Annotated in this window: 25 protein-coding genes; 10 read left to right on the top strand and 15 right to left on the bottom strand. The window is 64.6% G+C overall.

Translation table 11 applies throughout. The features are described from left to right. Positions 1-46: 46 nt before the first annotated feature. A complete protein-coding gene (gene dnaG, locus AABA86_RS30695; RefSeq protein ID WP_338309455.1) occupies positions 47-2,059 on the bottom strand; it encodes a DNA primase in 2,013 nt (670 codons plus the stop codon). A gap of 161 nt (positions 2,060-2,220) precedes the next feature. Here dnaG and AABA86_RS30690 point away from each other — a divergent pair, with 161 nt between their 5' ends. Then, a complete protein-coding gene (locus AABA86_RS30690; protein ID WP_338309454.1) occupies positions 2,221-2,784 on the top strand; it encodes a chlorite dismutase family protein in 564 nt (187 codons plus the stop codon). Here AABA86_RS30690 and AABA86_RS30685 read toward each other — a convergent pair. Beyond that, on the bottom strand, positions 2,781-3,179 hold the full coding sequence (locus AABA86_RS30685) for a gamma-glutamylcyclotransferase family protein (protein WP_212248310.1): 399 nt from the start codon (positions 3,177-3,179) through the stop codon (positions 2,781-2,783). The two genes, AABA86_RS30690 and AABA86_RS30685, sit on opposite strands and share 4 nt — an antisense overlap. Before the next feature lie 75 nt (positions 3,180-3,254). On the opposite strand from AABA86_RS30685, the gene AABA86_RS30680 reads away from it, so the two are divergent. Beyond that, complete coding sequence (locus AABA86_RS30680) at positions 3,255-4,049, top strand: N-formylglutamate amidohydrolase (RefSeq protein ID WP_338309453.1); 795 nt, start codon at positions 3,255-3,257, stop codon at positions 4,047-4,049. Here AABA86_RS30680 and AABA86_RS30675 read toward each other — a convergent pair. From AABA86_RS30675 to AABA86_RS30665, 3 genes are all read right to left on the bottom strand, one after another. Further along, positions 4,046-5,020 carry a DUF3592 domain-containing protein gene (locus AABA86_RS30675; RefSeq protein WP_212248312.1) on the bottom strand — a complete coding sequence of 325 codons (975 nt, stop codon included), beginning with the start codon at positions 5,018-5,020 and terminating at the stop codon, positions 4,046-4,048. The genes AABA86_RS30680 and AABA86_RS30675 overlap by 4 nt on opposite strands. Before the next feature lie 83 nt (positions 5,021-5,103). After that, complete coding sequence (locus tag AABA86_RS30670; RefSeq protein WP_212248313.1) at positions 5,104-5,724, bottom strand: LysE family translocator; 621 nt, start codon at positions 5,722-5,724, stop codon at positions 5,104-5,106. Between the two features lie 197 nt (positions 5,725-5,921). Next, a complete protein-coding gene (locus AABA86_RS30665) occupies positions 5,922-7,367 on the bottom strand; it encodes an LVIVD repeat-containing protein (protein WP_338309452.1) in 1,446 nt (481 codons plus the stop codon). A gap of 230 nt (positions 7,368-7,597) precedes the next feature. On the opposite strand from AABA86_RS30665, the gene AABA86_RS30660 reads away from it, so the two are divergent. Genes AABA86_RS30660 through AABA86_RS30650 form a run of 3 tightly spaced genes read left to right on the top strand, consistent with a single transcriptional unit; the run spans position 7,598 to position 8,884 of the window. Continuing rightward, complete coding sequence (locus AABA86_RS30660; protein WP_212248315.1) at positions 7,598-7,912, top strand: ArsR/SmtB family transcription factor; 315 nt, start codon at positions 7,598-7,600, stop codon at positions 7,910-7,912. Then, positions 7,905-8,375, top strand: a complete 471-nt coding sequence (locus AABA86_RS30655; protein ID WP_212248316.1) for an SRPBCC family protein — start codon at positions 7,905-7,907, stop codon at positions 8,373-8,375. Before AABA86_RS30660 ends, AABA86_RS30655 begins: the two co-directional genes overlap by 8 nt. Beyond that, complete coding sequence (locus AABA86_RS30650) at positions 8,372-8,884, top strand: SRPBCC family protein (RefSeq protein ID WP_338309451.1); 513 nt, start codon at positions 8,372-8,374, stop codon at positions 8,882-8,884. Before AABA86_RS30655 ends, AABA86_RS30650 begins: the two co-directional genes overlap by 4 nt. Before the next feature lie 18 nt (positions 8,885-8,902). On the opposite strand, the gene AABA86_RS30645 is transcribed toward AABA86_RS30650, so the two are convergent. Further along, positions 8,903-9,082 carry a hypothetical protein gene (locus tag AABA86_RS30645; RefSeq protein WP_028140481.1) on the bottom strand — a complete coding sequence of 60 codons (180 nt, stop codon included), beginning with the start codon at positions 9,080-9,082 and terminating at the stop codon, positions 8,903-8,905. A 393-nt stretch (positions 9,083-9,475) separates the two neighbouring features. On the opposite strand from AABA86_RS30645, the gene AABA86_RS30640 reads away from it, so the two are divergent. Next, positions 9,476-10,282, top strand: coding sequence for a transglutaminase-like domain-containing protein (locus tag AABA86_RS30640; RefSeq protein WP_338309450.1), 807 nt, complete (start codon positions 9,476-9,478; stop codon positions 10,280-10,282). After that, positions 10,282-10,473: a hypothetical protein gene (locus AABA86_RS30635; RefSeq protein ID WP_338309449.1), complete on the top strand. Its 192-nt coding sequence runs from the start codon at positions 10,282-10,284 to the stop codon at positions 10,471-10,473. The genes AABA86_RS30640 and AABA86_RS30635 overlap by 1 nt, the downstream gene beginning before the upstream one ends. Positions 10,474-10,501: 28 nt before the next feature. Here the strand turns inward: AABA86_RS30635 and AABA86_RS30630 are convergent, their stop codons facing one another. Then, a complete protein-coding gene (locus tag AABA86_RS30630) occupies positions 10,502-11,275 on the bottom strand; it encodes a DUF2189 domain-containing protein (RefSeq protein ID WP_212248321.1) in 774 nt (257 codons plus the stop codon). Positions 11,276-11,517: 242 nt separating this feature from the next. Between AABA86_RS30630 and AABA86_RS30625 the strand changes: the two genes are divergently transcribed. Beyond that, positions 11,518-13,749 (top strand): ATP-binding protein, encoded by a 2,232-nt coding sequence (locus AABA86_RS30625; protein WP_338309448.1) that lies wholly within the window; start codon positions 11,518-11,520, stop codon positions 13,747-13,749. Here the strand turns inward: AABA86_RS30625 and AABA86_RS30620 are convergent, their stop codons facing one another. From AABA86_RS30620 to AABA86_RS30590, 7 genes are all read right to left on the bottom strand, one after another. After that, positions 13,750-14,193, bottom strand: coding sequence for a hypothetical protein (locus AABA86_RS30620; protein ID WP_212248323.1), 444 nt, complete (start codon positions 14,191-14,193; stop codon positions 13,750-13,752). Positions 14,194-14,195: 2 nt separating this feature from the next. After that, the gene (locus AABA86_RS30615) at positions 14,196-14,564 is read right to left on the bottom strand and encodes a YybH family protein (RefSeq protein ID WP_338309447.1); all 369 of its coding nucleotides are present in this window, start codon (positions 14,562-14,564) and stop codon (positions 14,196-14,198) included. A gap of 97 nt (positions 14,565-14,661) precedes the next feature. Then, a complete protein-coding gene (locus AABA86_RS30610; RefSeq protein WP_338309446.1) occupies positions 14,662-15,129 on the bottom strand; it encodes a MarR family winged helix-turn-helix transcriptional regulator in 468 nt (155 codons plus the stop codon). Between the two features lie 26 nt (positions 15,130-15,155). Beyond that, positions 15,156-16,766: an acyl-CoA synthetase gene (locus tag AABA86_RS30605; RefSeq protein ID WP_212248326.1), complete on the bottom strand. Its 1,611-nt coding sequence runs from the start codon at positions 16,764-16,766 to the stop codon at positions 15,156-15,158. Positions 16,767-16,895: 129 nt separating this feature from the next. Next, the gene (locus tag AABA86_RS30600; RefSeq protein ID WP_338309445.1) at positions 16,896-18,032 is read right to left on the bottom strand and encodes an epoxide hydrolase family protein; all 1,137 of its coding nucleotides are present in this window, start codon (positions 18,030-18,032) and stop codon (positions 16,896-16,898) included. Positions 18,033-18,159: 127 nt separating this feature from the next. After that, entirely contained in the window at positions 18,160-18,615 is a 456-nt protein-coding gene (locus AABA86_RS30595) for a GatB/YqeY domain-containing protein (protein WP_212248328.1), read from the bottom strand. Positions 18,616-18,667: 52 nt separating this feature from the next. Then, positions 18,668-19,378, bottom strand: coding sequence for an alpha/beta fold hydrolase (locus AABA86_RS30590; RefSeq protein ID WP_212248329.1), 711 nt, complete (start codon positions 19,376-19,378; stop codon positions 18,668-18,670). A 146-nt stretch (positions 19,379-19,524) separates the two neighbouring features. Here AABA86_RS30590 and carA point away from each other — a divergent pair, with 146 nt between their 5' ends. Together carA and AABA86_RS30580 are read left to right on the top strand one after the other, a co-directional pair. Next, on the top strand, positions 19,525-20,715 hold the full coding sequence (gene carA, locus AABA86_RS30585) for a glutamine-hydrolyzing carbamoyl-phosphate synthase small subunit (RefSeq protein WP_212248330.1): 1,191 nt from the start codon (positions 19,525-19,527) through the stop codon (positions 20,713-20,715). Between the two features lie 208 nt (positions 20,716-20,923). Beyond that, complete coding sequence (locus tag AABA86_RS30580) at positions 20,924-21,445, top strand: cupin domain-containing protein (RefSeq protein ID WP_212248331.1); 522 nt, start codon at positions 20,924-20,926, stop codon at positions 21,443-21,445. 115 nt (positions 21,446-21,560) lie between these two features. Here AABA86_RS30580 and AABA86_RS30575 read toward each other — a convergent pair whose 3' ends face one another. After that, positions 21,561-22,085 (bottom strand): Dps family protein, encoded by a 525-nt coding sequence (locus tag AABA86_RS30575; RefSeq protein WP_212248332.1) that lies wholly within the window; start codon positions 22,083-22,085, stop codon positions 21,561-21,563. Positions 22,086-22,145: the final 60 nt, after the last annotated feature.

Raw genomic sequence — 22,145 nt, 5'->3', positions numbered from 1 at the left:
GAGTCTTTTAGCGGTTCCGGCTCCGGCCGTCCGCATGATTCTTTCATCACACACTCTTCTGGAACCGGCCCGACAGCTCGCCAAAACCCTCGATCAGGGCCTCGGTGCCGTCGACCTCGGCCAGACGGGCCTTGACGTCACGCAGCCACGCCAAATTGGCCTCGCTGGGGTCCTCCCCCAAGGCCAGCTCGGCGTCCTTCAACTCTCTAAGTAGTGAATGGTATTGCCGATGCAAGGCAACCAGCTGGTGCCAGGTGGAGAGAACGTCGTCGGGGGCGGCGCCGGCGCGGGCGCCCCACACTGCCGCAGTGGTGATGCCGTTCTCAACCCTTTGAAGGACTTGCGAAAATCCGCCCTTGGCGAGATCGCCGCGCATCTTTTCGGCCTGCTCGCCGGGGTCCGGGGAGTGGTGGTGGTCGTTGGCAAAGGCGGCGATGATGCCGGCCCTGAGCTTGTGGGCCTCGGGATGGGCCAACTCCAGGGCGGCGACCTCCTCGAGGTGGTCGTGCAGCAGCCAGGGATGGTTGATCAGGCTTTGCAGGATCAGGGCCTCCCGGCGGGAGATCGCGCTGCGCTGGCCCTTCATGATCGGGCTGGCCGCCAGCTGCGGGCTCGCCGCCTGATAGGGGCCGGAGGGTAACAGGGTGGGGCCGGGCGCGCCGCGGCGCCCTCCACCATATCCTTGTCCACCGAATCGATTCGCACCTCCCGCAGCGCGGGGCTGGAATTGGCGGCCGCCGCCACCCTGGCGGAAATTGCCCCGGCCACCAAAGCCGCCGCGTCCACCCTCGGGGGCAAAGGCGCGCTGCAGCCGCTCGACGAATTCGTCGCGATAATAGCGCCGCACCACCTCGTCGCGGATGCCGTTGGTGAGCTCCTTGATGCGCGCCTCCAGCGCGGCGCGGCGCTCGGGGGTGGCGAAATTGCCGCCTTCGAGCTCGCGCGACCAGATCATCTCGGCGAGCGGCTTCGCCGCCGCGATGACTTCCTCGATGGCGCCGCGACCGCCGGAGCGCGCGAGATCGTCGGGGTCCTGCCCCTCCGGCAACAGCGCGAAACGAAGACTCTTTCCGGGTGCGAGGAAGGGCAAGGCAAGGTCTGCAGCGCGATAAGCCGCCTTCTGGCCGGCGCGGTCGCCGTCGAAGCAGAGGATCGGCTCGTCCGCCATCTTCCAGAGCAGCGCGAGCTGGCTTTCGGTGAGCGCGGTGCCGAGCGGCGCAACCGCGCCCGCAAAGCCCGCGGTGACCATGGCGATGACGTCGACATAGCCTTCGACCACGACCAGCGCGCTGCCGTCATGGGTGGCTTTGCGCGCGGTCTGGTGGTTGTAGAGATTGTCGCCCTTGTGGAAGAGCGGCGTCTCCGGCGAATTCAGGTACTTTGCCGGAACGTCCTTCTCCAGCGCGCGCCCGCCGAAAGCGATGACGCGGCCGCGCAGATCCGTGATCGGGAACATCACGCGATCACGGAAGCGGTCGTAAGGAACGGGGATGTCGTTGCCGGCCACCAGCAGGCCGGTCTCGACCATGTCGTCAACGGAAACGCCGAGCTTGCCGAGATGCTCCTTCAGCGCGAAGCGATCGGGCGAGGCGTAGCCGAGGCGGAACTGCAACTGCGTCGCCGGCGAGATCGCACGGTCGGCGAGATAGCCGCGCGCCTTGGCGCCGACGCGCGAGGCCAGCGTCTCCGCGAAATAGGTCGCGGCGAGATCCATGACGTCATGCAGCGTACGGCGGCGCTGCTCCTGCCGCGCCGCATCCGGCGTCACCGCCGGCAGCGCCAGGCCGGCCATGCTGGCGAGCCGCTCGACGGCTTCCGCGAACGGCAGGCCGTCGGTCTCCATCACGAAGCTGATGATGTCGCCGTGCTTGCCGGAGGAGAAGTCGTGGTAAAAACCCTTCTGGTCGTTGACGTAGAAGGACGGCGTCTTCTCCTGCTGGAACGGCGACAGCCCCTTCCACTCCCGCCCGGCCTTCTTCAGCTTGACGCGCTTGCCCACGACTTCGGAGACCGAAAGCCGGGCACGAAGCTCGTCGAGGAATTGGGGCGTGAAGCGCATTATGCTGATTTCTGGGCTGAGTCGGGCGTTATGGCCAACCGGATAGGCATATAGGGACGGCCCCGGGAAATACGAAGCATGTGTGGCTTCTCCCGGCTATTCACAGGCGAAAGTTTCGACGGAAAGCTTGAACCGCGTCCGGTTCCGCGCTTCCATAGGCCATGTTCAGGACGTTTCGAGGCGGCCACAGCGGGGGTTGGCGCGTCACCTCGATTTCATCAGTGACGGGCGAGCCCCTGCCCTTCATGCCGGCGCTGTCGGTGACCGACAGCGAGGCCGTCTCATTGCCGCTGGTGCCCTCGCGCAATGCGTGGCGGCTGGTCGGCGCCCCAAGCAGCTTGCGCTACACCGAGCGGCCCGAGAAGGAGCAACTCACTTCCGTGCAGGCCGGGCTCGGCCGGGTGGAAGCAACCAGCGCGGCGCTGATCCCGATCCGCAAATCGCAGGCCTGGTGGGAGCTGACCCAGGAAGAGCGCCGGGCGATTTTCGAGGACAAATCGCACCACATCGCGAGCAGTCTTCGTTTCCTGCCCGCGATCGCGCGGCAACTCTATCACTGCCGCGACCTCGGCGAGCCCTTCGATTTCCTGACCTGGTTCGAATTCGCTCCCGCACACGCCTCGCTGTTCGAGGAACTGGTGGCGATGCTGAGGCAGACAGAGGAATGGAGTTACGTCGAGCGCGAGGTCGACGTACGCGTGGTGAAGGAAGTGCTGTCGGCTTAATGATCGAGAAACCGCCCGGACTCGATGCGCGGCAGACCGGCGACGGGCCAGTTGTAGATGTAGGTCCAGGCCTTCTCCGTGGTGCCATCAGGCAGCGTCACGTCGATCAGCCGGCGCAGATATTCGGTCGGCTCCGGAAAACCCTCGCCGCAGGCTTCATACATGTCGAGCTCGCCGAGCAATTCGTCGGGCACGCGCAGGTGAAACAGCTCGCCATGAACGATGTCGGAGGCTGCCTCCGACAGCAGCAATCCCGGATAATGCTTCACCAGGACGAGGCGGCCGCGGCAGGTCGCTTCACCCAGGAAATCTGCGTGGCCCGCAAGCAGCCGCGCCATCGGATGGTCGAAGCCGCGCATCAAGGTGCCGTAGACGAAAAGGCGATCGGAGGTCATGCTGTTCTAACGTTGCGACATCGGTGCAATATCGTTACTCCGTTTAGACACGTAATCGTTTCATAGGCAATCAGGATGGACCTGCACATAGCCGAGACGGCCGATCAACTGCTCGGCGAGGGCGATAGTCCGCCCGTGCATGAGGTGAATGCGGAAGGAACATCGCCCTTCCTGCTCACCTCGGATCATTACGGACGGATCTTGCCGCGCGCGCTCGGCGACCTCGGCGTCGAGGAAAGCGAGCTTGTCAGGCACATCGGCTGGGACATCGGCATTGCCGGCGTCGCCGATCGGCTCGCCAAGATGCTCGATGCGCATCTGATCGCGCAGCGCTATTCGCGGCTGGTGATCGACTGCAACCGCCCGCCTGCCGCCGTGAGCTCGATCCCCGTGATCTCCGAGGCGACCGCGATCCCGCGCAACGAGGGGATTTCGGAAGGAGAGCGCGAGGCGCGGCGGCGCGAGATCTTCGAGCCCTATCATGATCGCATCGATGCCGCGATCGACGCCCGCCTGCAGGACAAGCGACCGACGGTGCTGGTGTCGCTGCACAGCTTCACGCCTGTTTACGCCGGCGTCGCGCGGCCCTGGCACATCGGCGCGCTCTACAACCGCGACACCGTGCTGCCGCACCTGCTGCTGAAGCATCTGCGCGAGCAAGGCGACCTCGTCGTCGGCGACAACGAGCCCTATGCGGTCAGCGATCTCACCGACTACACCATCCCCGTCCACGGCGAAGGGCGCGGCCTCGTCAACACCGGCATCGAGATCCGGCAGGATCTGATCGCCGACCACACGGGCCAGCAGCAATGGGCCGGGCGGCTGGCAAGGATTTTTGCCGAGATCGAAGTGGAGCTGTTGGCGGATTAGCCGCCGCGCGTGGCGACGAACAGCGCCAGCGCGGCGAAAATGCCCGCGATACCCCACAGCAGCCAGGTGATGCGGCCGGCGCCGTTTGCATCGATCGTTGCCTCGGCCGGATTGTCGGGATTGACGCGCACCTCGACCGTTGCGCCGTCCTGGTAGCGCGCCATGAGCTTCTTCAGCATCGCATCGGACGTCCCGGCCGCAACGCGCGCGCATTCATTGGTGTAGCTGACGTTCTGATAGCGATAGGTGTACGTCACGCGCTTGCCGAACATCTCGGTGCCGCGGCGCTCGCCCGGCTCGCTGGCCTCGTAATAATGCTCGAGTGCCGACAGCTTGATCGTGCCCCGCACCACCGGCCAGCGTGTCGCCATCGAGGCCTGGCGTCGCACCCCATACCCCATCAGCGCGATAACGACGCCGAACGCGCCGAGGCCGACGGCGAGACCCGCAAGATCAGGCCGGGCGATGTGGTGCGCGAGATATGCATAAGTCTGGTTGAGACCGAACGCCGAGCCGAACACGATGCCAAGCACGATCGCCGTGCCGATGCCGAGGCAGCCCCACAGACCCTTGGGCAGGTCGCGCTCCAACACGGCCTGATCGGGATGGCGTGGATTGTAATAGACGGTGACGATGCTGCCGGCGGGATACTTTGCCAGCTTCTCGGCCACCTCGAAATTGCCGAGATCCTCGCCGATCGAGATGCGGTTACATCGCAGCTTGCGGCCGCCGACCGCATATTCGTAAGTCACGTTCGCAAAATTGCGTTTCTCGAGGCGATAGCCGTCCTCGCGGTCGCTATCGGAGACCCTGATCTCGCGCACCTCAGCAACCGAGGTGACGACCTTGCCCGGCGCTTGCGGCCAGTTGCGCGCCTCGCGCACCTGCCAAGTCTTCACAGCGGCGGCGATCAATATCAGCCCGAGCGGCGCGAGCAGCATCGCATAGACGAACCAGGGCAGATCGGGCACGGCAAAATCCTTCGTCAGCGGCAATGCCCGATTGGACGCATTGCCGCCGCGAAGGGTTCAAGCCGGACGGGCCCGAAGCGAGGTTATTTCGCCCTGGTCAGCGCCAGCCAGATGCCGCCGCCGATCATGAAGCCGCCGGAGATGCGCGACATCATCCGGGTGCGGCGGGCCGAGAAGAATTTTCGCGCGCGGCCTGCGGCGATGGCGTAGAGCGCATCGGTCACCACGGCGGTGACCATGAAGGTTGCGCCCAGAAGCGCGACCTGCGGAAAGTGCGGCTGGTTCATGTCCATGAACTGCGGGATGAAGGCGCCGAAGAACACCAGCACCTTCGGGTTCGACAGCAGCACCAGAAAGCCCTGCAGGAAGAAGCCGCCGCGCGGCGGCGCCGGCGGCTCGTCGACATTGACGCCCTCGACCGGCGCCCAGATCAGCTTGATGCCGAGCCAGACCAGATAGGCGGCGCCGGCAAAGCGCACCCAGTCGAACCAGTAGCCCATGGTCGCCATCAGCGAGGTCAGGCCGATCGCGACGATGCCGATGACGATGGCAAGGCCCGCTTGCGCGCCGGCCACGTTGGTGAGCGCGGCACGCGTGCCGTGGCGCAGGCCGTTGGCGATCACGAGGGTGACGATCGGCCCCGGCAGCAGCGCCAGCGCAATGCAGGCGGCGACGAAGGCGAAATAGGCTTGCATGGACATCATGGGGAGGACTCGGCTGGTTGCGGCTGGCGGGTATTAATGCATGTGACGGGCGGAGAGGGAAGTGAGATGAGCGCAAGGTGTGCGCTCAACGACCGGTGTCATCCCCCGCGAAGGCGGGTGATGCCGGCAGAGAATGTGGGGGAGATCATGCGCTCCTCGCGTTCCATGCCCGCACCTCACCGCCCCGCGCCGCATCGTCAGTTCTTCGGCAGGCCGGCGACCGCGCGCGCGGGTCCAGTCAGCTCCAGGATATGCAGGCCCGTATTAGCGCGGTCGACGATGTAGATGTAGCCGCGGTCGTCGGTCTCGACATTGTTGGTCTGGATCGCGACCTTGCAGCGTTCGCCGCCCTCGATCGGGATGCAGCGTTTGTCGGTTGCCTGCGTGATCGACGGGATGAAATAGCCGACCTCCTTCGGGTGATAGGGATCACGGATGTCGAGCGCGCGCACGCCGGCATTGAAGAAGGCGATGAAGGCCATCTTCTTGTAATAGACCGGCGCCATGCTTTCGTTCGAGGAATGTGAGCCGAACCGCCCGCCGCGCTGGCAGAACTGCCCGCTCGCCTCCGGCACGGTGTAGCTCGAGATCATCATCGGCCGCGTCTCGGTGGTGACGTCGGCGAACCACACCATCTGACGCGCCTCGCCGCATTCGTTCAGGATCGCCTCGTCGACGATCATGACGATGTCGCGGGTCTTGCCGTCCTTGTCCTCGGCGAATTCGGCGATCGGCATGTCGAGCATCGGAAACGTCGTGTGCGCGCCGTTGAAGGCGGACATCGGCATGCTCGCAATCTCGGGATAGCGCAGATTGTCCGGCGTCGGCTCCTTGGCCCCGTTCAGGAGCTTGTCGCGATCGACGATCTGCAGAATGCCGCCCTTGTTGGTGCCGTAACCGAAATAGACGCGGTTGCCATCGGGCCCGGTCGAGATCGGCCCGTGCAATTCGGTCGGCACCGCGCCGGTCGAACCGGGCTCCTGACCGGGCAGACCGAAGTCGCGGATCTTCTGCGGATGCTCGGGATCGGAGAGATCGTAGATCTGCGTCATGCGCCGCGTGCGCCAGTCCGGCGCGCCCGAGACGAGATAGGCGATGCCGGTGTCGCATTCCCACCAGTTCTTGTGCGTGTCCTTCAAGCCGCCAATGCGCGTGATGAGCACCGGGCTGGCGGGGTCAGTGACGTTCCAGATCTCGTGCGCCTCGCCGCCGAAGGTTCGCAGCATGTAGACCGCGTTGGGATCGCCCTTTGGCAGCACCTTGCCGTCGCAGACCCGCACCATCTGCGCGCCGCCGGATTCGTACCTGCCCTCCTGCCCCGGCAAATGCCGCAGATATTTTGGACGCGCGGGGTCCGTGACGTCGACGATCGAGGTTCCGTTCGGCTCGGCCCTGCCCGTTATCGGATTGACAGGCGCGGGCACGTCATCGGTGCCGCCGTGATGGCCGATATAAGCGATCCAGCGATCGCCTTGATGATGGATGGTCGGCTGATAGGCGCTGCGGGCCTGGAGATCGTTGCTGCCGACGAGCTTCATGTTGGACGCTTCAGGCGGCGCGCCGATGGTCTGCTTTTGCGCGTAGGCCGCAGAGCTGCACGCGAAAAGGACGAGGCTTGCAGCAATCAAGACGCAGCGGAACATCGATGTCCTCCCGGAACCAATCTGTGCTGGCTGAGCTGAAAGGCTAGCACGGCCGATTGCGCGCGACCAAAACACGATTTCGGCGGCTGGTCATTCCGGGGCGCACAAAGTGCGAACTATGGTGCGCGGTTGCGCACCTGAGAATCTCGAGATTCCGGATAACCGCTACGCGGTTTCCGGAATGACGGCGCGCTTGACATGCAACCATTTGGTTGCCTATTATCGGCGCCATGGATGAGGTCTTCAAAGCGCTCGCCGATGCGTCACGACGGTCGCTGCTCGACAGGCTTCATGCGAGGAACGGCCAGACGCTGAACGAGCTCTGCGAAGGCTTGGCGATGACGCGCCAGGCCGTCACGAAACACCTTGCGATTCTGGAAGAGGCCAATCTGGTCACCACCATCAGGCATGGCCGCGAGAAGCTGCACTATCTCAACCCGGTGCCGATCCATCAGATCGGCGAACGCTGGATCAAGAAATTCGAGCGCGGCAAGCTCGCCGCACTCAGCGAGTTGAAACGCCAGTTGGAGAAGCGCGATGAGTAAGCCGGAGTTCGTCTACGTGACCTATATCGAGACCACAGCGGAGAAGCTGTGGGAGGCGCTGACGTCGAGCGAATTCACCAGGCAATATTGGTTCGGCGCCGAGGTCCGCTCCGACTGGAAGGCCGGCTCGCCCTTTGCGCTCACGCTCGACGGCGAGATCACCGATTCCGGCGAGATCCTCGAGGCCGATCCGCCGCGCCGCCTGTCCTACAGCTTCAAGCACCAGAAGTTCGAAGAGCTGCGCGGCGAGCCGATCTCACGCGTCGTCTTCACCATCGAACCGTTCGGCGCGCTCGTGCGTTTGACCGTGTTGCATGACGGCTTCGTCGAGGGCGGCAAATATCTCGGCGCCGTCTCCAATGGCTGGCCGGCGATCCTGTCCGGGCTCAAAAGCCTGCTGGAGAGAGGCAAGGTGCTCGCCATTCCCCGCGCGGCGCTCAACAAGGGATTCGACGCAAAATGAACCTCGATCAATTCAAGCCGCTCACGGTCTACACCATCTACATCGCTTCGACGCCGGAGAAGGTGTGGCAGGCGCTGACCTCGGCCGAGTTCAGCAAGCAATATTTCTTCGGCAATGCCGTGGAGGTCGAGCCGCGCCTTGGCGGTGCGTTCACCGTGCGCACGCCCGATGGCGCGTTGCACATCAGCGGCGAGGTTCTCGCCTACGATCCGCCGCGAAAGCTGTCGGTCACGTTCAACGTGAACTGGCCCGAGCTGATCGAGAAGCTCGGCCCGACCCTCGTCACCTACGAGATCGAGCAGGTCGGCGATGCGGTCCGGCTCACGATGAGCGAAAGCCACGACCGGCCGCTTAGCGACGACATCCTCGAAGGCGGACGGCAGGGCTGGCCGGCGATCCTGTCCGGTCTCAAGAGCGTGCTCGAGACCGGCAAGCCGCTGGTGGTGAAGATGGGCCCGCCGCAGCGGATGCTGGATGCGCTGAAGGCGATGGGGATCAAGACGCCGTAGCGGCCGGAACCTGGGCCCTCATCGTTTCTTCTTCACCAGCGGCGGATGAATCTCGTCGATCTTGCGACGGCATTCCCCTTCAGAGTCGTGCGGCCCCGAGACAAAGGTCCCGCTGACTTTGATCGCGTACCAGCCCGACTCCACGCCGAGCCGGAGCGCTTCGTCTGCCTTGACGTGCCGTGGGGAGAGCGTTTGCATCAGGTGCTTTCGGTTGGCGTTCGATCTCATATCGACCGCGATGGAATCTTCCCGGCATCGAGCGGCACGAGCCCGCCGCGCGCGGCCCAGCCGCTGGAACGGGCAATACGCCAATGGTCGTCGTCGTTACGACGTATCGGTTCCGCCGACGCCAGAAATGAGCCGTTCAAATCGCGCGCTTGGAGTCGTAGCGGCCTGTGTGCGCAGAGACGACCGGCCTGCCCGACATTGGCGCACCGTGCGCGCAATCACTGCAATTAGCTATCGTTTTCTCGCCCCGCGCCGCGCTTTTGAAGCGCCAAATGCCGCTCGCGGGCGAATAAGGCGGTCGAAGCCTTGTGTTCGACCGCTTCGTAGCCATGTTGAGAGCTTAGCCAAGGGAAAGTGTTTCGTATGAAGCTCCGCGTCGGGTACGAGATGCTGTACGAATTCCCGCAGCCGACGCCCATGATCATGGTGTTGGGCACGCACTTCACGCGCGCCTCCGATGTCATCGTGCCCGACCTGCTGACCACCAGCCCCTCGGTGGCGATCAATCCCTATCGCGACCTCTTCGGCAATTGGTGCAGCCGCATCGTAGCGCCGGCCGGCGCCTTCCGCCTTGCCGGCGATGGCGTCGTTGGCGACAGCGGCCTGCCCGACCCGGCGTTTCCAAACGCGATTCAGCACGCCGTCGAAGCGCTGCCGGCCGACACGCTCGTCTATCTGCTCGGTAGTCGCTACTGCGAGACCGATCGCCTGTCGGATATCGCGTGGAAGTTGTTCGAGCAGACCCCGCCGGGCTGGGCGCGGGTCCAAGCCATCTGCGATTTTGTTCATCGCCGCATCACGTTCGGGCATGAGCACGCGCGTGCGACCAGGACCGCCCGGGAAGCCTACGACGAAGGCAAGGGCGTATGCCGCGACTACGCCCATCTCGCCGTCGCTTTCTGCCGTTGCATGAACATCCCGGCGCGTTATTGCACCGGCTACCTCAGCGACATCGGCACACCGCAGCCCTGGCCTGCGGGAGATTTCGCGGCCTGGTTCGAGGCTTTCATCGGTGGGAGCTGGCACATGTTCGATCCGCGCAACAACACGCCGCGGATTGGCCGCGTGCTGATCGCACAGGGACGCGACGCCGCAGACGTCCCGATCACCCAGACCTTCGGTCCGAATAAACTGCTCAATTTCAAGGTATGGACGGACGAGGTCGCCTGATGACAGACAGCACCGCTGCGCTCAGCGCCGATGAATTCGCGTCGCTGGCCGAGGTCGGCAAGGGCAAGGCGCAAGACGAAATTCCGCAAGGACGCGGCGAACGCCTGGTCAACCTGGGCTATGCGATCAGGCGGCTCGGCAAACTCGAACTGACCTCATCCGGCGTTCGCCGCTTGGCAACCGGCGAATAGCTCGCCGCCGTCGCGCCCGGCTCCCTTCTTACGCCGCCGGCACCACCAGCCGCCGATAAAGGTGCCAGGTCGCATGACCGAGCACGGGCAGTGTCACGATCAGCCCGAGAAAGTACGGCAGCGCCGAGACGATCAGCAGCATCACGATCACGGCGGCCCACGTGATCATCGGCAGCGGGCTCGTCACCACCGCGCGCACGCTCGTCACCATCGCCGTGACGAAATCGACCTCGCGGTCGAGCAGCAGCGGAAACGACACCACGGTCAGCGAGAACAGGATCAGCGACAGCACGGCACCAACCGCATTGCCGATGCCGAGGAACAGCAGGCCCTCATTGGTCGTCAGCACCACGGTCATAAATTCCTGAAGGCTCGAGAACGACGCGTGCAGGCCGAGCAGCAGCGCGATCAGGAGCCGCACCTGGTACATCCAGATCACGAACACGAACAGCGTGACGAACGCCATCCAGCCGATCTCGCTGCGCGAGCGCACGGCCGACCAGATCGCCCCGAAGGAGACCGGCTCGCCGCGCTCGCGGCGGCGGCTGACCTCATAGAGCCCGATCGCCACGAACGGCCCGATCAGCGCGAAGCCTGCCGCCAGGGGATAGACGAGATAGACCATGCCGAAGGCGGTGAGGCACAGCATGATGGCGATCCCCCCGGCGGCGTAGAGCGCACCGAAGCAGAGACCGTAGAACGGCAACGCCTGGAAATCACGCAGACCCTCGACCAGCGCCTCGGCGATGTCGGTCGCCGCGACGGGGCGTACCACCGGATCGACCTTGCCCGAGATGGACATCAGCTCCCTCCACACATCGGCGCGATCTTTCGTCGCGCATATGCTGCGATATTAGCGCCGCCGTGCGGAGGCGCAACTTGATGCCGGCCGGCGCGAGGAGTAGCGGCGACGCAACAATGCTCGCGATGCGAAATCCTTGACCATTGTTGCGATTTTCGCGCCAATGGCTATGGACTGGGGAGACGATCGTACCGCAAATTGTACCTCCGAGCAGATACGCCTGAGAGCGGACCGCCCCACCGATGAGCCTGCGTACCCGGTTACTGATCCTCGTCATCGCCGCCATGCTCGTGCCGGCGATCCTGGTCGGGCTGCGCTTTGTGCAGAACCGGGCCAGCGAGATCGACGCCGCGCTGGCCAATCTGGCCGCCTCCGCCGACGACATCGCCAGCGATCTGAACGAGAAGATCCAGGGCACCGCCCAGCTTCATTATGGGCTCGCCCGGGCCCGCGACCTCGACACGCGCGACAAGGCGGCCTGCTCGGCGTTTCTGTCAGATGTCCGCGAAGAATATCCGCAGTTCACGGGTATCCTGACCATCGATCCCGACGGCAGCCTGTTCTGTGACTCGCTGCGGACCAACCGCACGCTCGACCTGAACGACCGCGGCTATTTCAAACAGGTCAAGGGGCTTCAGGGCGTCGTCGCGGTGGAGCCGGTGTTCGGCCGTCTCACCGGACTGTCGGTGCTCCAGATCGCCTACCCCGTGCGATCAGAGGCGGGCGCGCTGAAGTTCGTGCTGCTCGCGTCCTTCAACCTGAACAAATTCGCGGAATTTCACGATAAGCGGCTGCTCGCCGAGAAGGACATCCTGCTCGTCGACGCCAAGGGTACGGTCCTGGTCGCCCCCAAGGGCGGCGGCTGGAGCGAGCCCGTCGGCGGGTCCATTGCGGGCTCCGATCTGTTCCGCTTTGCCGCAGCGCCCGATGGCGAGCCATTTCGGGAAGTCACCGACCGCGGGGGCCGCACGCAGATCTGGGGCGTCGCCCGCTCGCCCTCGATCCGCAAGGCCGGCCTCACCATCATGGTCGGACGCTCCAAGGACGGACTGGTCGCGGCGGCGAACCGCCGGCTTTACGAGGATATGGCGATTCTCGCGGTGGCCTTGCTGCTGCTCCTCGCCGGCTTATGGATCCTCACGACCGTGAGCATCGGCCGCCAGGTCGGGCGGCTCGCCACCATGGCGAAGAGGCTCGGACGCGGCGATCTCAGCGCGCGCATCCCGGAGCCCCATCCGGGCGGCGAGCTCGGCGGATTGATGACCCTGCTCAACGGCACCGCCGAATCGCTCGAACAGCAGCGCGCCGCGATCGCGGATCTCAACCAGAAGCTCAGCCAATCCCAGAAGATGGAAGCCATGGGCCAGCTCACCGGCGGCGTGGCGCATGATTTCAACAATCTCTTGACCGTCATTCTCGGTAACTCGGAGCATCTCGCCGACCAGTTGGCGGGAAACAAGGAATTGCACCGAATCGCCGGCGACATCGCGACCGCCGCCGAGCGCGGTTCTGACCTGACACGGAGCCTGCTCGCCTTCGCGCGAAAGCAGCCCCTGCGGCCGAGAGAGATCGACATCGCCGAGAAGGTGCTCGGCATGGAGCAGCTTCTGCGTCGGACGCTGGGCGAGCACATCGAGTGCCGCTTCGCGTTCGAACAGGATTTATGGCCGGCCAGCGTCGATCCCGGCCAGCTGACCACGGCCCTGCTCAACCTCGTGCTCAACGCGCGCGATGCGATGCCGGAGGGCGGCAAGCTGACGGTCGAGGTCCATAACAGCTCGCTCGGTGAATCCGACCTCGACGTCAACGGCGAGCCGCGACCCGGCGACTACGTCATGGTGGCCGTGACGGATACCGGCAGCGGCATGACCTCCGAAGTCGCGAGCCGCGCGTTCGAGCCGTTCTTCACAACCAAGGAAGTCGGCAAGGGGACCGGGCTCGGCCTGAGCATGGTCTACGGATTTGCACGACAGTCCGGCGGCCTTGTGCAGATGCAGTCCGAACCGGGACGAGGCAGTGTCATCAGGCTGTTCTTTCCCCGTCTCGCAACACCGCCGGGCGAGGACCTGCGCCCCGCGGAGGCGACCGTCACACAAGCGGGACACGAAACCATTCTCCTCGTCGAAGACGACGACATGGTGCGGGCCTATGTCGAGAGCGAGCTCAGAACGCTGGGCTACCGGGTCGTCGCGACGTCGAACGGGCCCGCAGCGCTGGAGGTGTTGCGCCAGCCCGGGGACATCCAGCTGCTGTTCACCGACGTCGTGATGCCCGGCGGTATGTTCGGGCCGGAGCTTGCGAAGCAAGCAACCGAGCTGCGGCCTGATCTCAAGGTGCTCTTCACCTCGGGCTACAGCCAGACTCCCGTCAAGACGCCGGACGGGGCCGGCGAAGCCCGCATTCTGACCAAGCCGTTCCGGCGAAAGGATCTTGCGGCGATGCTGCGCTCCGCCCTGGCGTCGACATCGCGGTAGTCAGGATCGGGACACGAGCACAAGCGCCACTGCGAGATTGGCCGCGAACAGACCTGCGTCAATGACGAAGATCCTCAGCATCGGGCCCTTCAGCACGGGCCAGTAAGCCACGCCGACGCGGCCTCCGCGCATCAGCACCGGAAGATTGTAGGCGAATTGGCTGAAATGGCAGGCGGCAAAGAACAGGAACAGCACCAGCTGCGCCTCGACCGGCTGGAAGAAGGGCGGACGCGCGACCAGGAGATAGAACGACAACAGCCCGATCGGCAGGTTCATTCCGCCCAGGAACGCAACGCTGGCCGCCAGGGTCGGCGCGATCGGATTGCTGCGCTCTTCCCGCGGCAGCAAGATCTTCAGCGTGTTGGCTTGCGCAATGCTGAACTGGATGAAGGCGCCGCCGAACCACAGCGCGTTGAGGAGCAGGACGATATCCGAAAGGCGCATGGTCATTTTCCGTAAAAGGCTTCGCTGCGCACGACGCGCCCCGTTTCGTCAAAATCCATGAACTCGCTGGCGCGCGTGTCGCCCAGCTGCCACCACACCGTCAGTCGCGCGATGGTGTCATCCCAGCTCCAGCTCAGGATCTTCAGGTCCGCGCTTTCGATGTGGCCATAGGCTTTCCGCCAATAGGCGCGGATATTCTCGATGCCGGCGACGACGGGAGAACCGGTCAGCGTCAGCGCCAGAGGGCTGCGCATCTGCGCGTTCTCGGCAAAATGCGCCACGACCGCGTCGATATCGACCTTGCACCAGCTCGAGCACCATGCCGCAACAAAGCGCTCGGCGGCCGCGCGATCCATTTTATGCGCGCTCATGGAACCTGTCCGCTCATGACACGGGCCCTCCCCGGCTCGTTGCCACGACAGTGGCAAAGCCCGCTTCTCATGTCAACTACATTGACTTGAAGAGTCGTCAGTTGGTGTCGGCGATCGTCTCCATGACCGCCATCCATGCCGCCGCCCCAGATGCGCCGACGCGATCGAACGCCTCGCGCAAGACCCTGCGCTCGTGGTCCGAGGCCCGTTGCTCGATGCGCTGCCCGGCGGCCGTCAGACGCAGCAGCTTGGAGCGATGCTGCTCGGGCGAGCGCTTCGACGTCAGGAGCTTGCGTTCCAGCAGCAGATTGAGCGGCCGGCTCAAGGCCTGCTTGGAAATGCCGAGGACCTCGAGCAGCGAGCCGATCGCGATATCGGGCCGGCGTGCCACCACGTAGAGAATGCGATGGTGCGGACGCGACAGGCCCTGCTTCGCAAGATATTCGTCGGCCTCCAGCGTCATGCCACGCCAGCCGTAATACATGAGCTCCAGCGCCGCATCGAGATCGTGCAGCTTGTCGAGCGAGGCGCGGTGAAGCCCCGCGGCTTGAGACGTCTTGGCCATCGTCGGAAGTCAGCCCTTGTAAGAAGTCAGCCCTTGGCCCGCAGCTCGCGCCGCAGCACCTTGCCGGTCGCCGTCATCGGCAGCGTTTCGGCGAACTCGACGAAGCGCGGATATTCATGCGCGGCGAGCTGCACCTTGACGAACTCCTGGATCTCGCGTGCCAGCGCGTCGGTGCCGGTGAAGCCCGGGCGCAGCACGATCCAGGCCTTGATCGATTCGGTGCGGATCGGATCGGGGATGCCGACCACCGCGGCCATCGCCACCGACGGGTGCTTCATCAGCGTATGCTCGATCTCGGACGGACCGACGCGATAGCCGGCGGTGGTGATGACGTCGTCCTCGCGGCTGACATACCAGAAATAGCCGTCCTCGTCCTGCACGCCGAGATCGCCGGTGAGCAGGAATTCGCCGGCATATTTCTTCGCCGTCGCCTCCGGATTGCGCCAGTATTCGAGCATGGTGACGGGGCATGGCTGGCGCACGCCGATGATACCGCGCTGGCCGCGCGGCATCTCCTCTCCCTTGTCGTCGACGATGCGGACGTCGAAGCCCGGCGTCGCCTTGCCCATCGCGCCGGGGCGGATTGGAAACAGGTTGGAGTTGCTGCCGATCACGAGATTGCACTCGGTCTGGCCGAACACCTCATGGGCGTCGATACCAAAAGTCTCGCGCACCCAGCCGAGCAGCTCGCCGCCGAGCGATTCTCCGCCGGTGAAGATGCTGCGGAGCTTGACGCCCGGATGCTTCACCCCGGCCTGCCGCATCAGCTTGAGCGCGGTCGGCGGCAGGAAGACGTTGCGGACGCCAAGGTCGGCCATCATCTGCATCGCCGCTTGCGGCTCGAACTTTCGCGCGCGATGCCCGACCAGGGGGATGCCGTGATACCAGAATGCGAGCAGGCCGTTGACGAGGCCGCCGATCCAGGCCCAGTCCGCCGGTGTCCACATGAGATCGCCGGGGCGCGGCAGGAAGTTGTGACACATCTCGACGTTGGGGAGATGGCCGAGCACGACGCGGTGCGCATGCAGCGCGCCTTTTGGATTTCCCGTCGTGCCCGAGGTGTAGATGATCAGCGCGGGATCGTCGGCGGCGGTGTCGACGGTCGCAAAGTCCTCGGACGCGGTTTCGATCGCCGGCCAGAATGGCTTTGCGCCGGCGTGGACTGCGCCGCTCGTGATATAGATGTCCTGCAAATAGGGCAGCCGCTCGCGGATCTTCGTGAGCTTCTCCCAGCCGGCCTCATCGGTGATGATTGCCTTCGCCTGTGAATTCGACAGGCGGAATTCCAGCGCGTCCTCGCCGAACAGTGCGAACAGCGGGATCGAGACCAGGCCCGAGCGGAACGCCGCCATATGCGCGATCGGCAGCTCCAGCGATTGCGACAGGAACACCGCGACTCGGTCGCCGCGCGAAAGCCCATCCGCCTTCAGCACGTTGGCGAAGCGGCGCGACATGTCCGCGACCTCGTCGAAGGAGGTCCGCGTGGTGGCGCCGTTCTCGTCGACATAGATCAGCGCGAGCCGGCCGGTGCCGTCGGCATGCCGATCGCAGCATGCTTCCGCCATGTTAAAGCGCGCCGGGATGTCCCAGCGGAAGTTGCGATAGAGTTCGTCGTAGGTTGCGGCTTCGGTCAGCATGGCCCGGCGATTCCAGTCTCGGTGTCATGGCCGCGCTCGTCCCGGCCATCCACGTTCTTCTTGCTTCACTGCTAGTCTAAGGCCGTGGATGCCCGGGACAAGCCCGGGCATGACGTTTGAGGGGACACTTCACCGCAACGTCGCAAAGAACTTCCTGACATCGCGCACGAACAGCTCCGGTTGCTCGAAGGCGGCGAAATGGCCGCCCTTCTCCATCTCGCTCCAATGCGTGATGTCATGGAAGTTCGGCTCCATCCAGCGCCGCACCGGCGTGATGATCTCCTTGGGGAACACCGCGACGCCCGTCGGCACCTTGACGACAGGCGTGGTGCGGCGCTTGCCAAAGCTCTCCCAGTAAAGCCGCGCCGAGGAGGTCGCCGTCTCCGTCACCCAGTACAGCATGACGTTGTCGAGCAGCTCGTCCTTGCTGAAGATGTTCTCAGGGTGCCCGTTGCAATCGGTCCAGGCCCAGAATTTCTCCAGAATCCAGGCCGCCTGCCCGCTCGGCGAATCCGTGAGGCCATAGCCGAGCGTCTGCGGGCGCGTCGATTGCTGCTTGGAGTAGCCGGAGTCGAGATCGACATAGTGCTTGAGGCCGGCGAGCGCCCGCTTCTCCTCCGCCGTCGGTTCACCCTCGACCCTCGGCGCCGCGTTGAAGGCGAGCGTGATGTGGATGCCGGCGCAGTGCTCGGCATCTTGCGCGCCGAGCGAGGTCGTCACCGCCGAGCCCCAGTCGCCGCCTTGCGCGCCGTAACGCGCATAGCCGAGCCGGTCCATCAGCTTCGCCCAGGTCGCGGCGATGCGGTCGACGCCCCAGCCGGTGACCTTGGGCTTGGCCGAGAAGCCGAAGCCCGGCAGCGAGGGACAGACGACATGAAACGCATCGGCGGGATTGCCGCCATGGGCGGCGGGATCGACCAGCGGCGCGATCACCTTCTGGAATTCGACGATCGAGCCCGGCCAGCCATGGGTGATGATCAGCGGCAGTGCGTTTGCTTCTTTCGAGCGCACATGCAGAAAATGAATGTCGAGCCCGTCGATCTCGGTGGTGAATTGCTCGAAGCGGTTGAGCTTTGCCTCGCGCGCCCGCCAGTCGTAGCCATCGGCCCAATAGGTGCAGACCTCCTGAATCCACTTCAGCGGTGCGCCTTGGCTCCAGTCGTCAACCAGCTCCGCCTCCGGCCAGCGCGTGCGGGTGAGACGCGATTTGAGGTCCGTGAGGATGTCGTCGCTGATGGCGATGCGAAACGGTTTGATGGCGGTCATCGTGCCTCCCAGTTTCTTTTTGTCATTCCGGGGCGTGCGAAGCACGAACCCGGAATCCATTGAGCAACAGAGCTGGCGGCCTGATGGATTCCGGGCTCGACGCTTCGCGTCGCCCCGGAATGACGGCCTAGCCCGACAGCGCCGCCTTCACCAAACCGCTGGCTTTGCCGAAATCCATCTGTCCGGCGTACTTGGCCCGCAGCACGGCGATCACCTTGCCCATGTCCTTCATGCCGGCGGCACCGGTTTCAGTGATCGCGTCTGCGATCGCCTTCTTCACCTCGTCGTCGGCCATCTGCTTCGGCAAGTACGCCGAGATCACCCCGATCTCCTCGCGCTCCTGGGCCGCGAGCTCGGCGCGGCCGCCCTTTTCGTAGAGCTCGACCGATTCCTGCCGCTGCTTGATCATCTTCTGAAAGACGCCGAGCAGGTCGGCGTCCGACAACGGCGGCTTGCCCTGCCCGCGCGCATCGATGTCGGCGTTCTTGATGGTCGAGTTGACCATGCGCAGCGTGGACAGCTTGCGCTCGTCCTTGGCCTTCATGGCCTCCTTGACCGCATTGTTGATGTCGTCGCGCAGCATGATCGTGATCCCTTCGAAAGATATGACGCCTGATCTAGGCCGTTCGCGGGTCCTAGACAACCTCGGTTCCGAGCCATTCGGTCAGCGCGCGCACTGTCGCTTCCGGCTGCTCGGCTTGCGGCAAGTGCCCGCAGCGATCGAGGACTTTGAGCCTTGCGCCGGCGATGCCCTCGGCCATCTCCCTGGAGAGAGCGTTCGGGATGGTGTTGTCGGCATCGCCCGTCAACACCAGCGTCGGGCATTTGATGGCTGCAAGCGTCGGGCGCGAATCCACCCGTGCGATGATCGCGGTCTGCTGCCGCAGATAGCCCGCGACACCGACATCCTCGTCCTGCGCATACACCAGCTTGAGAATCTCGGCATCATCGCGCCGCGACGGATGCACGAGCTCCGGAAAACTCTCCTCCCGGATTGCGCGGAGCTCGCCGCGCCTGGCGCGCTCCATCAGGCCGCGGCGGCGCACGGTCGCCTCCGGCGTATCGGGACGCGCCTGGGTGTTGATCAACGCGAGCTTGACCACCCGCTCGGGCGCCTGGCGCATGATCTCGAACGCGACGTAGCCGCCCATGGAATGGCCGGCCAGCGCGAAGCGCGGCGGGGCCTCGCTCAGCACGCGGGCGGCAATCGCAGCCATGCTGTCGTCGCGGATATGGTTGGCAACCATGACCGGGCCGAAGCGCCACAGCGCCGGGATGACCGGAGCATAGATCCGGGCCGAGGAGGCCAGCCCCGGAACCAACAGGATCGGGGTGGTCTGGTCCATTATTGCCTCGCGAGCCCAGGAATTTGCCGGAAATTGTGCAGCCAAGCTTAAGAGCCCGAGACGGGCTGTCAAATATGCAAAAACGCATGTGAATCGGCGCAACTGCGCTTTGACGGGGGCGTCCGGCAGGCTTATGAAACGCGCTCATGACACAACATGACAACGATCCTGCTTGGCCGGACCATAAACCGACCGCGCTCCTCGTGCTTGCCGACGGCACGGTGCTCGAAGGCTTTGGTCTCGGCGCCGAAGGCCACGCCGTCGGTGAAGTCTGCTTCAACACCGCGATGACCGGCTATGAGGAGATCCTTACCGATCCCTCCTATGCCGGCCAGCTCATCACCTTCACCTTCCCGCATATCGGCAATGTCGGTACCAACGAGGAAGACATCGAGACGGTGAACATGGCCGCCACACCCGGCGCCCGCGGCGTGATCCTGCGCACCGCGATCACCGATCCCTCGAACTACCGCGCCACCAAGCATCTCGACGCCTGGCTCAAGGCCCGCGGCATCATCGGCCTGTCCGGCATCGACACCCGCGCCCTGACCGCGCTGATCCGCAGCAAGGGCATGCCCAACGCCGTGATCGCGCACGCCAGGAACGGCGAGTTCGACCTGCATGGGTTGAAGGAAGAGGCGCGCGAATGGCCGGGCCTCGAGGGCATGGACCTCGTGCCGATGGTCACCTCGGGCCAGCGCTTCACTTGGGACGAGACGCCGTGGCTATGGGACAAGGGCTTTGGCCGCCAGGACAAGGCTGAGTTCAACGTCGTCGCCATCGACTACGGCATCAAGCGCAACATTTTGCGCCTGCTCGCCGGCGTCGGCTGCAAGGTGACGGTGGTGCCGGCGACGACCTCGTCCGAAGACATTTTGGCAATGAAGCCGGACGGCGTGTTCCTGTCGAACGGTCCGGGCGATCCGGCCGCGACCGGCAAATATGCCGTGCCTGTGATCCAGGACGTGATCAAATCGGGCACGCCGACCTTCGGCATTTGCCTTGGCCACCAGATGCTCGGCCTCGCCGTCGGTGCCAAGACGAAGAAGATGCATCAGGGCCATCACGGCGCCAACCACCCCGTCAAGGACGAGACCACCGGCAAGGTCGAGATCACCTCGATGAACCACGGTTTTGCCGTGGACGAGGCGACGCTGCCGAAGGGCGCGACGCAGACCCACATTTCCTTGTTTGATGGGTCCAATTGCGGCATCCAGCTCGACGGCAAGCCGGTGTTCTCGGTGCAGTATCACCCCGAGGCCTCGCCCGGCCCGCGCGACTCGCACTATCTGTTCCAGCGTTTCGCGGATCTGATGCGGCAAAAGAAGAGCGCGTAAGACGCGCTCTCGTGCCCCGGGCGCAGTGCAGCGCGCCGCTCTTTGCGGCGTGATGCGCTGCTGAACCGGGGCCTATGACTCCCGGCTCTCTGCGTCCCGGCTCTGCGCAGCGTTACACGCTGCAGCGCGTCCGGGACACTGGACCTCTGAGGAACACCCCCACACGATAGAATGTTGTCCCGCTGTCGTTTGCAGCCGGAGTCCCATCATGTCCGTCGTCCGCGACAAGGCCGAGCCGCTCGCCATCGTGTTTAGGGATGACGGGCTCGTGCCGAACAACATCCGCCCCTTCCTGGTCTACCAGGGTGCGGTGAAGCTCGATCCCGAGCGACCCGAGGAGACCATCGAGAGCCTGTTCGAAGCGAACGGCTGGGGCGGCACGTGGCGCAACGGCGTCTACGACTATCTGCACTATCACGCGACGGTGCATGAGGTGCTCGGCGTGGCGCGTGGCAGTGCCCGCGTCCGCTTCGGCGGCGACCACGGCCAGGAGCTTGAGATCAAGGCGGGTGATGTCGCGATTCTGCCGGCGGGTACCGGGCATCAATGCATCAAGGCGAGCCGTGATTTCTGCGTGATCGGGGCCTATCCGCCCGGCGCGAAGATGGAGATCACGCGCGCAACGCCGGACAACCACGCCAAGGCGCTGAAGACGATTCCACAAGTCGCGCTGCCGCCGGCTGATCCCGTGACGGGCAAGGATGGGGCGTTGATGCGGTTGTGGGGGTAGACAAAGGCGAAGGTGCGTAGGGTGGATTAGCGAAGCGTAATCCACCACGTCTGTCTCCGCTGAAACAGAAGAGGTGGGTTACGCCTGCGGCTAACCCACCCTACGGCACCGTGCCCTACGCCTCGTTGCCACCCTCCTGCCGCGTGGCTTCGAACAGGAACCAGGTGCGGCGCTCGGTCTCGTCGATGAAGACTTCGAGGATGCTGGCGCTCGCGACATCGCCGGCGTCGTCACAGACGTCGTGCGCTTTGCGCATCGCGGCCGCGACGTGCTTGTTGTCCTGCATCAGTTCGCGCAGCATCTCGCGCGGCGGGACGTAGTCCTCGTTGTTGTCCTTGATGGTCTGGAGCTTTGCGACCTGGCCGATCGACTTCAGCGTGGTGCCGCCGATCTTGCGGACGCGCTCGGCGAGCTGGTCGGTGGTGGCGAAGATCTGGTCGGACTGCTCGTCGAGCAGCAGATGATAGTCGCGGAAGTGGCGGCCGCTGACGTGCCAGTGAAAATTCTTGGTCTTCAGATACAGCGCGAAGGCGTCGGCCAGAAGTACGTTGAGCGCCTCCGAGACCTTCTTGACCCCGTCGGGCGACAGGTCGGTGGGGGTATCGAGATCGGGCGAGACCTTGTTGTTGGTTTTGCTCACGGGAAGCCTTCCTGTTAGGACGCGGACATTGACGGCGCGCCGTCGCACCCCTAACGCAAG

The organism is Bradyrhizobium sp. TM233 (assembly GCF_036247965.1).
In the GTDB taxonomy this organism is placed as follows: Bacteria; Pseudomonadota; Alphaproteobacteria; order Rhizobiales; family Xanthobacteraceae; genus Bradyrhizobium; species Bradyrhizobium ottawaense.
The sequence above is the reverse complement of the archived record's forward strand: the minus strand, read 5'-3'. Positions and strand labels throughout refer to the sequence as shown.

Excerpts from the sequence above, each read along its gene's own strand:
- AABA86_RS30670 (WP_212248313.1), bottom strand. The coding sequence starts at position 5,724 with ATGATGTCCATGCAAGCCTATTTCGCCTTCGTCGCCGCCTGCATTGCG.
- dnaG (WP_338309455.1), bottom strand. The coding sequence starts at position 2,059 with ATGCGCTTCACGCCCCAATTCCTCGACGAGCTTCGTGCCCGGCTTTCG.
- AABA86_RS30650 (WP_338309451.1), top strand. The coding sequence starts at position 8,372 with ATGAACCTCGATCAATTCAAGCCGCTCACGGTCTACACCATCTACATC.
- AABA86_RS30655 (WP_212248316.1), top strand. The coding sequence starts at position 7,905 with ATGAGTAAGCCGGAGTTCGTCTACGTGACCTATATCGAGACCACAGCG.
- AABA86_RS30635 (WP_338309449.1), top strand. The coding sequence starts at position 10,282 with ATGACAGACAGCACCGCTGCGCTCAGCGCCGATGAATTCGCGTCGCTG.
- AABA86_RS30625 (WP_338309448.1), top strand. The coding sequence starts at position 11,518 with ATGAGCCTGCGTACCCGGTTACTGATCCTCGTCATCGCCGCCATGCTC.
- carA (WP_212248330.1), top strand. The coding sequence starts at position 19,525 with ATGACACAACATGACAACGATCCTGCTTGGCCGGACCATAAACCGACC.
- AABA86_RS30685 (WP_212248310.1), bottom strand. The coding sequence starts at position 3,179 with ATGACCTCCGATCGCCTTTTCGTCTACGGCACCTTGATGCGCGGCTTC.
- AABA86_RS30645 (WP_028140481.1), bottom strand. The coding sequence starts at position 9,082 with ATGCAAACGCTCTCCCCACGGCACGTCAAGGCAGACGAAGCGCTCCGG.
- AABA86_RS30615 (WP_338309447.1), bottom strand. The coding sequence starts at position 14,564 with ATGAGCGCGCATAAAATGGATCGCGCGGCCGCCGAGCGCTTTGTTGCG.
- AABA86_RS30580 (WP_212248331.1), top strand. The coding sequence starts at position 20,924 with ATGTCCGTCGTCCGCGACAAGGCCGAGCCGCTCGCCATCGTGTTTAGG.
- AABA86_RS30660 (WP_212248315.1), top strand. The coding sequence starts at position 7,598 with ATGGATGAGGTCTTCAAAGCGCTCGCCGATGCGTCACGACGGTCGCTG.
- AABA86_RS30610 (WP_338309446.1), bottom strand. The coding sequence starts at position 15,129 with ATGGCCAAGACGTCTCAAGCCGCGGGGCTTCACCGCGCCTCGCTCGAC.
- AABA86_RS30630 (WP_212248321.1), bottom strand. The coding sequence starts at position 11,275 with ATGTCCATCTCGGGCAAGGTCGATCCGGTGGTACGCCCCGTCGCGGCG.
- AABA86_RS30590 (WP_212248329.1), bottom strand. The coding sequence starts at position 19,378 with ATGGACCAGACCACCCCGATCCTGTTGGTTCCGGGGCTGGCCTCCTCG.
- AABA86_RS30605 (WP_212248326.1), bottom strand. The coding sequence starts at position 16,766 with ATGCTGACCGAAGCCGCAACCTACGACGAACTCTATCGCAACTTCCGC.
- AABA86_RS30640 (WP_338309450.1), top strand. The coding sequence starts at position 9,476 with ATGAAGCTCCGCGTCGGGTACGAGATGCTGTACGAATTCCCGCAGCCG.
- AABA86_RS30595 (WP_212248328.1), bottom strand. The coding sequence starts at position 18,615 with ATGCTGCGCGACGACATCAACAATGCGGTCAAGGAGGCCATGAAGGCC.
- AABA86_RS30600 (WP_338309445.1), bottom strand. The coding sequence starts at position 18,032 with ATGACCGCCATCAAACCGTTTCGCATCGCCATCAGCGACGACATCCTC.
- AABA86_RS30680 (WP_338309453.1), top strand. The coding sequence starts at position 3,255 with ATGGACCTGCACATAGCCGAGACGGCCGATCAACTGCTCGGCGAGGGC.
- AABA86_RS30665 (WP_338309452.1), bottom strand. The coding sequence starts at position 7,367 with ATGTTCCGCTGCGTCTTGATTGCTGCAAGCCTCGTCCTTTTCGCGTGC.
- AABA86_RS30620 (WP_212248323.1), bottom strand. The coding sequence starts at position 14,193 with ATGCGCCTTTCGGATATCGTCCTGCTCCTCAACGCGCTGTGGTTCGGC.
- AABA86_RS30690 (WP_338309454.1), top strand. The coding sequence starts at position 2,221 with ATGTTCAGGACGTTTCGAGGCGGCCACAGCGGGGGTTGGCGCGTCACC.